The organism is Nonomuraea thailandensis, assembly GCF_024172165.1.
GTDB lineage: Bacteria > Actinomycetota > Actinomycetes > Streptosporangiales > Streptosporangiaceae > Nonomuraea > Nonomuraea thailandensis.
The window spans coordinates 4,307,603-4,319,125 of the sequence record NZ_JAMZEB010000002.1; the positions used below are offsets into that span (position 1 = coordinate 4,307,603).

Below are 11,523 nucleotides of genomic sequence, written 5' to 3' on the forward strand. Positions count from 1 at the left end.
CACCCCGGCTCAGCGGACGGCCGCGGTCTCCCGTACCCAGGGCAGCAGCAGCCGCTCCACCAGCACCAGCGCGTAGAACAACGCGATGCTCATGATGCCGAGCAGCCCGATGGCGGCGAACGCCAGCGCCGTGTCCGAGCTCCCGCCCGCCTGCACGATCACGAACCCCAGCCCCGCGTCCCCCGCGCTGAACTCCCCGATCACCGCGCCCACCGACGCCAGCGGCATCGCCACCTTCAACCCCACGAAGACCTGCGGCAACGCGCCCGGGAACCGGATCTTCACGAACGTCTGCCACCGCGGCGTGTCGAGCGACCTGGCCAGCTCCACCAGCTCCGGCGGCGTCGCGGCCAGCCCGCCCGCCACCGACAGCACGACGGGGAAGAAGCACACCAGCAGCGCCATGACCACCTTCGGCTGCTGCCCGAATCCCATCCACACCACCAGCAGCGGCGCCAGCGCCACCTTCGGGACCGCGTTGAACGCCACCAGCAGCGGATAGAACATCAGCTCCGCCACCCGGAACGCCGCGATCGCCATCCCGATCGCCAGCCCGCACACCACCGACAGCACGAACCCGAGCACCGTCTCGCCCAGCGTGATGACGGCCTGCTCCAGCAGGTACCCGGGAAGGCGCAGGAACGCCGCCACCACGCCGGCGGGCGAGGGCAGGATGATCTCCGGGATCGCGAACGCCGACGCCACCAGCGCCCACGCGCCGACCGCGACGACCACGCCCAGCGTGGACCAGCCCGCCGCGCTCACCGCGTCGCGGCCGCGCTCCACCCGGCTCAGCCCTTGGGCAGCAGGTCGAAGGAGACCACCGATTCCGGCGTCAGCTGCTCGTCGAACGCGCCGGCCGTGCGCAGCACGGTGATCGCGCGCTCCACGCGCTCCCTGCTCATCGCCCCCATCGGCGTCCCGTCGGCCGGGCGCACGTAGGAGGCCATCAGGGCCAGCTCGGCGGCGGCCACCTCGGCGTTCTGCGCGGGCTGCTTCGCGACCAGGATCCCCGCCGCCTCCTGCGGGTGCTCCACCGCGTACGCCAGGCCCTTGAGCAGCGCGCCGGTGAACCGCCTGACCAGGTCCGGCCGGCCGGTCGCCACCGTGGCCGAGGTGGTCACGGCCGAGCCGTACAGGTCGGTGATGACGTCCCCGAACGGCAGGACCTTGATCTCCTTGCCCTTGGCGGCGTTGCGCACGGTGGGCTGGCCGACCACGTACTGGCCGATCGCGTCCACCTGCCCGGAGGCCAGGTTCGCGGCGAGCTGGGCGGGCTGCAGGCTGACCCACTTCACCTTCGAGGCGTCCACCCCGGTCAGCCGGGCGTAGCTGGGGAACATCATCCTGATCACCGACGACGCGGTGTCGGCGACGGTCTTGCCCTCCAGGTCCTTCGGCCGGCTGATCCCGCTGCCGTCCAGCGCCATGAGCGCGGCCAGCGTGCGCTGGTGCAGCGCCGCCACCGCGACCGCGCCCTCCGCCTTGCCCCCGGCGGCGCTGATCAGCGTGGCCGTGAAGTCGACGGCGGCGAACTGCGCCCGGCCGCCGAGCACCGCGGCCAGGTTCTCACCGCTGCCCTGACCGGGTTGAACGGTGACCTCGATGCCGGCCTCCCTGAAGAAGCCCTTCTCCTGCGCGACGTAGACGTAGGCCTCACGGCCGAACGCGCCGAACCCGGTCACCCACGTGACCCGATCGGCGGCCGGCCGGGCCGGCGACGGCTCCTGCTCCCCCGAGCCGCAGGCGGCGGGGAGGGAGAACGTCGCGACCAGAACGGTGATCGTGATGACGCGCGGCACTCGCCTCATGCCCCAGATCATGACGGACCCTGAGCGACGGTCAAGACGCCCGGGCCTGTGAGCCGCTCCTCGCATACCATCGGGATCAGGAGGTCCTCAGGTGATCCTGCTGCGCGAGGTTTCCCAGGTGTTCGGCGGGCGCCGAGGCGCCGTGGAAGCGCTGCGCGAGCTCGACCTCGACGTGGCCGACGGCGAGTTCACCGCCGTCGTGGGCCGCTCCGGCTGCGGGAAGTCCACGCTCCTGCGCCTCATCGCCGGCCTGCTCACCGCCACCTCCGGAGAGGTACGCGTCGGCGGCGAACCCGTCGTCAGGCCCCGCCGCGACGTGGCCATCATGTTCCAGCGCCCCGCCCTGCTGCCCTGGCGCAGCGTGCTCGACAACGTCCTGCTGCCCGTCGAGATCTTCGGCTGGCCCCGCCAGGAGCACCGCGCGCACGCGCACCGTCTGCTGGAGATGGTCGGGCTGGAGGCCTTCCACCGGCGGCTGCCGCACGAGCTGTCCGGCGGCATGCAGCAGCGGGTCGCGCTGTGCCGGGCGCTCATCCAGCGGCCCCGCGTGCTGCTCATGGACGAGCCGTTCTCCGCCCTCGACGCGCTCACCCGCGAGGAGCTGTCGATCGAGCTGCAGCAGATCCACATGGAGCACGCCGCCACGGTCGTCCTGGTCACCCACTCGATCGAGGAGGCCGTGCTGCTCGCCGACCGCGTCGTCGTCCTCACCCCGCGGCCCGGCCGCATCCTCACCGTCGTGGACGTGGACGTGCCCCGGCCGCGCACCCTCGGCCAGCACGCCCACGCCGCCGACCTGGCCCGCTGCTCCGCCGAACTGCACGAGGTGCTCGGCGCCCGCCGCGCCGCCGCCGAACCGCCCCCGGCTCCTCAGCGGTAGGCGGCGCGGATCCGGTCCGCGTAGTCGCCCGGCCCGGCTGCTCGCCGCGCCGGGCGAGGCCGGGGAAGTGCGGGGTGCGCGGCTCCCCGGCCGCACCGACGATCCGCCCCACGCGCCGCTCCTCGCCGCCTCCCCTCGCGTTGGCCGACCCGCCGCAGCCGTCAGCCCGCGCTCGCGTGGGCGGCGAATTCCGGTTGCCTGGAGCCTGCTCTTGCCCGAATCATGTGCGTGTGGTGCGGATGGCCTTCGGTGTGGTGACGGGACGGGACCAGCAGGTACGGGACGCCGGCGGGCGGCCGGTGACGGACGAGCACACCCCCGGGCACGCCGCCGCCGGCGGTGCCCGGCACCTTGCCGGTGCCGGGCACCTTGCCGGTGCCGGAGCCGGTCCTGGAGGCGGCGGCGCTGGAGGTGGCGGCGCTGGAGGTGGCGGCCGGGCTGGAGATGGCGGCGGCGCGCCCGTCGTGGTCGGTCCCGCCGGAGCGGACCCCGGCCCCGCCGTGACGGCCCTGGCCCGGCTCCTCCAGAGCGGCGATCACGGTGTGACGGCGGCCGGGGCCGGCATCGCGCTCACCCCCGGCTTCGTCTCCGCCCGCCTCCACGGCGCGCGCGGCGACCGGCGCGACGCCGTACTGGCCGCCCTGCGGCTCCTCGGCCTGGACGGCCTGGACCGCCTGGGCGATCGCGCGGGCGTCCTGGTCGCGCTGTTCGGCACGGAGGCCACCAGACCGCTGGCCGCCGCTGCGAGCCGGGCCATCACCGAAGGCCGCTGGACCGCGCTCCAGCTCGCCTCCGCCGCCAGCGGCGTGCTGGGCCCCGAACAGCTCGTCCACCTCCTGACCGTGGACGTCCCCGCGCTCGACCCGACCCCGAAGGCCGCCGCCTCCACCATGGCGGCCCACCTCGAACAGGTCCTCGCCCCCTACCCCCGCAAGCGGCGGCTCGACCTCCTCCTCGACCTGTGGCGGCAGGTCTCGGCCCATCAGGAACAGCTCCGGCGCACGCGACGGCGGCGCGCCACCCAGAGCAAGCAGAACAGGCTCGAAGAGCTCACCACCCGCTACCGGGCCTACGACGACGCGCAGCTCATCGAGCAGATCCGCCGCGACCTCGGCCACGACCCGTCGATCGCCGAAGCCGCCCGCTGGTACCCCCATGCCTGGCAGGCGACCATGTTCATGCGCCGCACCATGGCCGACGCCCTGGCCGCCACGGCCCTGGCGCGTACCGCCGTCAACGTGGGCGACCACGGCGTCGTCCAGGGCATGAACCGCTCCACCGCCGTGCTCACCGCCGCCGCCCGTGCCATGCGCTCCGAGGAGGCCCGCGACGCCGCCCGCCGCGTCCCCGGCCTCGCCGGGCTCCCCGCCCGGCCCGGCTGCTTCGTCAGGGACCTGGCCGCCCAGCTCGGCAACCCCTCCGAGCCGTACGTCCGGCAGCGCCTGGCCAGAGCGGCCGAGTACGCCGAACTCGTCCTGGACGTCGTCACCGACCGCATCCTGGAGTACCGGGACCAGCTCGGAGAATGGTCGGTGGCGAACCTGCGCGACTGGCGCGACAGCGTCGGCTACCTCGGCCACCGCGACCCCGCCCACTGGGCCCAGCCGCCGGTCGCCGTCGACCGCCCTCCGCTCATGGAACGGCTGGAGAGCAGCCCCGGCGCGGCGCCGGCCGAGGAGGAGACGGCGGGCGACCTGCTCTGGTACGCCGAGCTCGCCGACACGCTCGCCCAGCTCAAGGGCCACGACCAGGCCGACGTGGAGTACGGCCCCCGCTATCCCTACGTCGACTGCGCCCCCGCTCCGGACGACGAGCGGCAGCTCGTCCCCTCGCTCCGCTCCATCCCCTCGGCCCTGGCGGGAGCGGCGCAGCTCGTCTCGTTCGGCGGGCGGCCGTCCCGGCAGGCCCGCACCTGGCCGGACCTCACCGACCGGCTCCTCGCCGGCCTGGGCGTCACCGAGCGGCTCACCACCGCCTTCCGCATCCCCGAGCCGCTGCTCACGCTCGACGGCGCCCTCCTGCCCGGCGCCCAGGTGCGCCTGGAGTTCGGCCGCAACGCGCGCATGCTCGCCCAGTGGGCCACGTACATGGGCAACTGCATCGCCTCCCTGCCCTACGTCGAAGCCGCCGAGGAGGGCAGGTCCGCCCTGGTGGCGCTGCGCGACGAGAGCGGCCGGATCGTCGCCAACATCGAGCTCGAACCGCACGCCCGCGGCTGGCGCGCCGGCGAGATCCGTGCCCGGTTCAATGCCGACCCGGACCCTGACCTGCGCCGGCAGGTTCTCGCCTGGGCTGCCGCCCTCCCCTCGCCCGTTCCTGACGAGCCGATCGGGCCGCCCGCCCGCGAACACCTTCCCGAGCCCCGGCCGGGCGGGCGGCGCCGCGCCGACCGCACGTTCCAGGAGGTCAGCGGGGCGCTGGCGCGGCTCGCGGCCGACGCCCTGGCGGCTCAGGACACCTCCGACGCCCTGCACACCCTCCGATCCCTGTACGCTCCCCGCCCGGCTGCGCCGCCCGCCACCGCCATCGCCACCACTGTTGCCACCACCATGGCCACCGCAGCCGGCGCGCAGGCCGGTCCCGGCCCGGCCCTGGACGCGTTGCCGCACGTCGAGCTCGTGACCGCGTTGCGCCGCCTGTCCGCCGACCGCGTCGAGCGCCTCTGCCGGGACGAGCTGCCGTCGGTGGGCCTGGCGGCACTGTGGCGGGCCACCGGGGTGCGCCCGCTCGAACAGGCCCTCGCCGCGCTGCCCGCCGCCCGGCGCCCCCACACGGCCGAACCCGGAGAACGCCCCCATGCGCCCGGGCAACGCCCCCACGCGCCGGAGCCCGGGGAACCGGCCGGCTCCGGGGAACGCCCTGACGCGGCCGGTTCCGAGGAACGCCCTGACGCGGCCGGTTCCGAGGAACGCCCTGATTCGGCCGGACCCGGGGGACGTCCGCGGCTCGCGCTCCTCCTGCTCGACACGCCCCTGCCCGGCTCGCTCCGGAGGCTCGCCCGCTACGACGCCGTCGCGCCCGCTCGCTCGATGGAGCTCGTCGCCCGCAGGATCCGCGCCGCCGTCGGCCGCCTGGCGCGCGCCGGCGACCCCGTGCTCGCCCAGCAGGTGGCCCGCCACGCCGACACGGCGGTGCTGTGCTCTCTGGTCGTCGCGGTCACGTCCTGGCCCTCGGATCCCCGCCTGCCGACCGTGCCCGTGAGCGAGCCGGGCAGGACGAGCATGCCGGGATTCCCCCGCTCGGACCTCGACGACCCGTCCGGCCCGTGGCAGCGCGCGCTCCCGGGGGCCGTGGAGCTGGGCGCGGACCTGGACACGTTCTGGGCGCGCGTCGCCGGTGAGGGGCTTCACGTCCCGGTCGCCTGGCTGGGGCACGGCGGCTGGAACGCGCTGTGGCAGCGCGCCGCCCGCTGATGTGCGCCACTGATCGGTGAGCGGGGTCCGTCGAGCCGGGCGACTTTACGTTGTAGATTTCCGTCAGTCATTCGTTCGACGGATGGGCGAGGATCAGGACCAGGGCGTCCAGCAGGCGCTGCCAGTCGCCCTCGCCGAGGTCGCGCCCCAGCGGGACGGCCACGGCCGCCAGCGCCGCCGCCAGCTTCGCGCGTACCGCGGCGTCCTCCTCTCCCAGGGTCTGCGCCAGCATGGAGGCCGCGCGCCGGAAGCGGCGGCCGCGCGTGAACTCCACCAGCGACGGGGGCGGAGCCGGCGCGCCCGGCTCGGCGCCGGGGCCGGGATCGGCGAGCGCGATCACGAGCCGGGTGCCGAGCGCTTCGGCGAGCCGGTCGAGGGCGGAGACGGTGGGGTTGCCCCGCCCGTTCTCAAGGTTGGCGACGTACGGCACCGAGAGGGCGGCGTCGGTGGCCACCGACGCCACGGTGCGGCCGAGCGCGGCCCGGCGGGCGCGCAGCCGCCGGCCCAGTTCCACAACATCCACCCCTCTATCTTGACAGAATAATCAGCGCCATGTTCTCTCTTGTGAGAATAATTCCGCTGAGAGGAGGGGCAGCGATGCCGCAAGGCCATGCCCTGCGCGTCCGTGATTTCCGGTATCTCTGGGCGGCGGGAGCCGCCGGAGGGTTCGGCACGAGCATGCTGGTCGTCGCCGTCCCCGCCCACGTCTACGCCGTCACCGGCTCCGTGCTGGCCACCGGTGTCACGCTGGCCTTCGAGCACCTGCCGTCCCTGCTGCTGGGGCCGGTCTCCGGCGTGCTGGCCGACCGGTGGGACCGCCGCCGCCTGATGATCGCGACCAACCTGGCGCACGCGCTGGCGATCTCCGTCGTGCTGCTCGCCAGGACGCCCGAGACGATCTGGCTCGTGTACGTGGCCGTCCTGGGGCAGGGGGCGGCGTCGGTGTTCTTCCGTCCCGCCGTGCGGGCGCACATCCCGGCCACGGTCGGCACCGGCCCCGCCCTCACCAGCGCGAACGCCGTCAGCGCCGTCACCACGGGCGTGGTCGGGCTGGCCGGGCCGCCGCTGGGCGGGCTGCTGTTCGCGACGTCCGGCGTCGAGGCGGTCGTCGCCGCGGCGGCAGCGGCCGGCCTGCTGTCGGCCACGGCGATCGCCCGCACCTCCCCCCGGCCGCACCCCACCCCCGGCACCCCACCCGGCGCCCCACCCGGCGCCGTCACGAAGGCGCCCGTGAGCGGTGCGGGCGTGGCGGTGAGCGGTGCGGGCGTGGCGGCCGCGGTCCGGGAGGGGCTGAGAGTGGTGCGGCGGGCGCCGGGCACGCGGGCGCTGCTGGCCTCCGACGGCGTGTACCTGCTCGCCAACGCCGCCCTGACCGCCCTGCTCATCCCGTTCGGCGTGGCCACGTTCGGCGGGAGCGCCGAGGTGGGCTACCTGCTGTCCGCACTGGGGCTCGGCTTCCTGCTCGGGGCACCCGTCAGCCGCCGCCTGGTCGACCGCCTCGCGCCGAGGCGGGTGATCGCCACGGCGCAGGCACTCGCCGGCGCCGCCTTCCTGCTGCTGTTCAACAGCGCCTCGCTGCCCGCAGCCCTGGCCGCCGCCGTGCTGCTCGGGCTGCCCGGGGTGACGGTGCTGGTCGCGGTGCAGACGTACGTGCAGCGCGCCACCCCCGGGAACCTCCTCGGCCGCGTCACCGCCGTGTTCCTCACCGTGGAGGCCGCCGCCACCATGACCGGCGCCTTCGCGGGCCCGGCGCTGAGCGAGCTGTCGGGCCTGCCGGTGGCGCTCAACGCCGCCTGCGCCGTGACCCTCCTGTCGTCGCTGGTCACGCTCTGCCTGCTGCCGTCGTCACGCCCGCCCGGGTGAGCTCCGTGCCGGACGCTCAGGTGAGCGGGTGCTCGAACCCGCGCTCCGACATGCGCCTGGCCACTTCCATCAGGTCCGCCCTGAACTCCTCGACGCGCTCGCCGGTGAAGCGGACGGTGGGCCCGCTCAGCGTGAGCGAGGCGACGGTCGCCTTCGACCCGCCGGTGACCGGGACGGCCACCGCCGACAGGCCCGGCTCGCGCTCGCCGTGACTCACCGCGTACCCGTCACGCTCGGCCTGCGCGGCCCACTCCCGCAACGTCGCCACGTGCTCCTCCCCGTACGGCGAGGAGCGCGCCACCCGTTCGAGCAGCCGCTCCGGCGCGTCCTTGAGCAGCACCTTGGAGGACGCGCCCGCCCACAGCGGCAGCTCGTCGCCCACCCGCACCACGTGCCGCAGCGGCTGCGGGCTCTCCTGCTGCGCGATGCACACGCGGTGCACGTCACGCAGCACGTAGAGGTTGACGGTCTCCCGCTGCCGCGCCCCGAGCTCCCGCATGAGCTGCACGGTCTCCGGCGGCAGCTCCCAGGCGTTGCGGGCCAGGTGCGCCCACCGCCACAGGGCCGGGCCCGCCGCGTAACCCTTCGGCGTGGCCCAGAGCAGCCCCATGTGCTCCAGCGTCTGCAACATCCGCAGGGCGGTGGTCTTGGCCAGCCCGGTCTCCTCCACCACCTCGCGGATCGTCAGCGTCCGCCGGTCCTCGGTGAGCAGCGACAGGATGTCGAACGCCCGCTGCACGCTGCGCACGCCGCCGGCGTCTTCAGCCTGGTTCGAAGGCACGGGATCCTCACTCGTCGGTCGAACGGTTACCTGCCGCTCACCCTCTCATGCGGCCGGACCGCATGCGTTGGTCAGCTCCGGCGGTCCGCGGCCAGGGCGGCCAGCTCGTCCGCTCGCCGGAGATCCTTGGGGCGGCCCAGGGCGCGGCGCATGCGGATCAGGTCGTCGCGGGAGACGTGGTGCACCTCCAGGCCGCCCGGACCGACCGCGGTGATCGCGCGATCGAGGAGCTCCCGGACGTCAAGGTCACCCCAGGGCAGCGCCGGGGTGCAGCAGTCGCCGCCCGCGCCGGGCGCGGTGAACCGCACCTTGGGGCGCAGGAAGGCCTCGGGGCGGACCTCCATGGGCTCGCCCGCGTCGCCGGCGAGCCGGGCGCCGACGGAGGCGAAGGCGGCGGCCAGGGCCGGGGCGTGCGCCGGGACGCCGCCCCAGAGCAGGTCCAGGTCGCCGGTCAGCTCGGCGGATCCGTGCATGATGCCGGCGACCTGCCCGATCACGACGGCCCGTACGCCGTGGTCGTGGAGGGCTTCGAGCAGGGGGAACGGGTCGAACCCGACGGCGCCGTCCGTGCCGATCGTGCCGACGTCGTCGTCGGCGTCCTCGTGGCTCAGGCCGGTGGCCGCCCGGCTCAGGGCCAGTTCGCGGGTGCGCCGGGCGGCGGCGCGGAGCCGTTCCAGCGGTTCGTCGATCATCCGGCTCATGCAACACCAGGACGCGCTCACGGCGCACGCGAATTTCGTGTTCGCCCAGGCAGGGCGGGTGGGGGGCCTTAGACGTACGGAAGGGGGTTGCGGGTTCGACAGCCATCGGTCGCACCTCTGACAGCGCACCGTAGCCGGCCGCTACGTTCCGTAACCATCCGCTCCGGCAAGACCCATTCACGGAACCCATCGTCCCCTCCACCGACAGAGAGGCATCTTCATGCGTCACTCAGCCCGCATCGCCACCCTCACCCTCGCCGGCGCGTTCGCGCTCGCGGTAGTCGCCGGCCCGGCGGCCGCCACCGTCCCCAGCGGCATCGACAGCACGATCAGCACGCTCAACGGGAACAGCGTCCTCAACGGAAACCAGGTCCCGGTGTGCATATCCGGGGTCGAGGCGGCCGGCGTCGGGGTCAAGGTGCCGGTGGGCTCGAAGGAGTCGTCCGGCTGCGTCCAGCACTGACCCGTCCCCCCGCGGCCCCTGCCCGGGGCCGCCCGTAAGTTCGCAGCGCGGCGTTCGTGCCGGTGCTCACGGCCGGCGTCGATGTCCGGCACCGCCGGACGCCGCGCTGCGACCCTGCGATCTACAACCCGTAGCGGCTCTTCAGATGCCGCCACCAGTCGCGGAACATCCACGCGTCGAACTCCGTGATCGACGACGCGCTGCCCGCCTTCATCAGGAAGCAGCACACCCCGGTCGGCGTCCAGTCGTAGAAGTCGTCCAGGCCGAACGAGTGCCCGATCTCGTGCAGCAGGATGTGCATGTTGTCGGCGTTGAGGTTGGACATGTAGTACTCGCTGCCGAGCCGCTGCCCCCAGTCGCCGCCCGCGCCGCCGCCGAAGCCGGCGGTCAGCCAGAGCGACATGTCGTAGTGGTGGGAGGCGCCGCCCGGGCAGTTCGGGTAGTTGCCGCTCTGGTTGAAGAACCGGCCGCACGCCTCGGCGCACTGGGGCGCGTTCTCGCGGATGTTGTTGACGTAGATGTCCACGGAGGTGTCACTCCACTGGAGCTGCGCCCGGTCGCGCACGGCCCAGCCCACCACCTTCAGCGGCACGCTGCTGTACGGCCAGCCGTTGTGGCCGGCCATGAGGTCCATCCACTTCTTGAACTGGCGGGCCAGCGTGGCGTGGATCTGGTCGCGCTGCGCGGCGGTCACCGAGGCGCTGGAGTCCCAGCGGACGCAGTAGTTGATCGAGCCGCGGTTGGCCATGATCTGGTCCCAGCCGTAGTTGCGGAAGCCGTACAGGTTCGGGTACGTGCTCTCCTGGTGCTGCCAGACCTCGTTCAGCGGGGTGACCAGGTTGCCCGGCGGGTTCCAGCCCGTGCCGCCGGACGAGCCGGCGGTCCACGCCTTGACCTCCAGCAGCCCGACCGAGGCCTGCCCGCTCTGCAGCACGACCCGCAGCCGGGTGGTGCTCACGGCCGAGGCGAAGGTGACCTTGTTGTAGGCGTTGACGGCGATCGGGTAGGCGCCCGGGATGTCCGCGTACGCGCTGCCTGTCCAGCGTTGCAGCTTCCACGAGGCGGGGACGCGCACGCCGCCTCCGTCGTCGAAGAAGTACACCTCGGCCGAGGTGAGCGGCTGGGCGGCGCTCCAGGTGAGCTCGGCCCACTGGGAGCCGGTGTTGGGCCAGGTTCCCCAGCGGCGGTTGGCGGTGTCGTTCGAGCTCGGGGGGTCGATGCCGTCGTTGATCGCCGCGACGCTCTCCCAGGGGGAGGTGTACGAGGCCGTGGGGGTCGCGGTCATCGCCACGTTCGTGTCCGCCAGGGCCGGGCGGGCCGGGAGCAGGAAGCCACAGATGAGCAGGATGGGCAGGATGGCCAGGCGTCTCATGCGTTTCTTCACGCCGGTCCTCCGTTCTGGTAGCGCTAACATTCGAGGGCCTTGATCATCGTGGGCCTTGAGAAAGGGCGCGCTTCCTCAAGGCCCGGCTCGGGGGCGTACGTTTTCGCGGCCGACCGCCGTCCCCTGCGCTGGGACGGCTTGCGGTGGGACGGCCGACGTCGGGGCGGCTTTCGTTGGGACGTCAGCCGAATCGCGCTGGGCGGCCGCCCCTGCACGAGACTTGATCG

Annotated in this window: 11 protein-coding genes; 4 read left to right on the plus strand and 7 right to left on the minus strand. The window is 74.0% G+C overall.

Features of this window, described 5'->3' with window-relative positions; all coding sequences use genetic code 11:
* Positions 1-9 precede the first annotated feature (9 nt).
* Together HD597_RS23360 and HD597_RS23365 are read right to left on the minus strand one after the other, a co-directional pair.
* A complete protein-coding gene (locus HD597_RS23360) occupies positions 10-786 on the minus strand; it encodes an ABC transporter permease (RefSeq protein ID WP_253744819.1) in 777 nt (258 codons plus the stop codon).
* Between the two features lie 5 nt (positions 787-791).
* On the minus strand, positions 792-1,811 hold the full coding sequence (locus HD597_RS23365; RefSeq protein ID WP_253744820.1) for an ABC transporter substrate-binding protein: 1,020 nt from the start codon (positions 1,809-1,811) through the stop codon (positions 792-794).
* A gap of 91 nt (positions 1,812-1,902) precedes the next feature.
* Between HD597_RS23365 and HD597_RS23370 the strand changes: the two genes are divergently transcribed.
* Entirely contained in the window at positions 1,903-2,691 is a 789-nt protein-coding gene (locus HD597_RS23370) for an ABC transporter ATP-binding protein (protein ID WP_253744821.1), read from the plus strand.
* A 161-nt stretch (positions 2,692-2,852) separates the two neighbouring features.
* On the opposite strand, the gene HD597_RS23375 is transcribed toward HD597_RS23370, so the two are convergent.
* Positions 2,853-3,230 carry a hypothetical protein gene (locus tag HD597_RS23375; protein ID WP_253744822.1) on the minus strand — a complete coding sequence of 126 codons (378 nt, stop codon included), beginning with the start codon at positions 3,228-3,230 and terminating at the stop codon, positions 2,853-2,855.
* A gap of 3 nt (positions 3,231-3,233) precedes the next feature.
* Between HD597_RS23375 and HD597_RS23380 the strand changes: the two genes are divergently transcribed.
* The gene (locus HD597_RS23380; RefSeq protein ID WP_253744823.1) at positions 3,234-6,104 is read left to right on the plus strand and encodes a hypothetical protein; all 2,871 of its coding nucleotides are present in this window, start codon (positions 3,234-3,236) and stop codon (positions 6,102-6,104) included.
* A gap of 67 nt (positions 6,105-6,171) precedes the next feature.
* Here the strand turns inward: HD597_RS23380 and HD597_RS23385 are convergent, their stop codons facing one another.
* Positions 6,172-6,627: a helix-turn-helix domain-containing protein gene (locus HD597_RS23385; protein ID WP_253744824.1), complete on the minus strand. Its 456-nt coding sequence runs from the start codon at positions 6,625-6,627 to the stop codon at positions 6,172-6,174.
* 74 nt (positions 6,628-6,701) lie between these two features.
* Between HD597_RS23385 and HD597_RS23390 the strand changes: the two genes are divergently transcribed.
* Complete coding sequence (locus HD597_RS23390; RefSeq protein ID WP_253744825.1) at positions 6,702-7,967, plus strand: MFS transporter; 1,266 nt, start codon at positions 6,702-6,704, stop codon at positions 7,965-7,967.
* A 16-nt stretch (positions 7,968-7,983) separates the two neighbouring features.
* Here the strand turns inward: HD597_RS23390 and HD597_RS65925 are convergent, their stop codons facing one another.
* Both HD597_RS65925 and HD597_RS23400 read right to left on the minus strand, forming a co-directional pair.
* Entirely contained in the window at positions 7,984-8,748 is a 765-nt protein-coding gene (locus HD597_RS65925) for an IclR family transcriptional regulator (RefSeq protein ID WP_253744826.1), read from the minus strand.
* Positions 8,749-8,819: 71 nt separating this feature from the next.
* Entirely contained in the window at positions 8,820-9,440 is a 621-nt protein-coding gene (locus tag HD597_RS23400; protein ID WP_253744827.1) for a hypothetical protein, read from the minus strand.
* 229 nt (positions 9,441-9,669) lie between these two features.
* Here HD597_RS23400 and HD597_RS23405 point away from each other — a divergent pair, with 229 nt between their 5' ends.
* Complete coding sequence (locus HD597_RS23405; RefSeq protein ID WP_253744828.1) at positions 9,670-9,912, plus strand: hypothetical protein; 243 nt, start codon at positions 9,670-9,672, stop codon at positions 9,910-9,912.
* Between the two features lie 121 nt (positions 9,913-10,033).
* On the opposite strand, the gene HD597_RS23410 is transcribed toward HD597_RS23405, so the two are convergent.
* Positions 10,034-11,296: a metallopeptidase family protein gene (locus tag HD597_RS23410; protein ID WP_253744829.1), complete on the minus strand. Its 1,263-nt coding sequence runs from the start codon at positions 11,294-11,296 to the stop codon at positions 10,034-10,036.
* Positions 11,297-11,523: the final 227 nt, after the last annotated feature.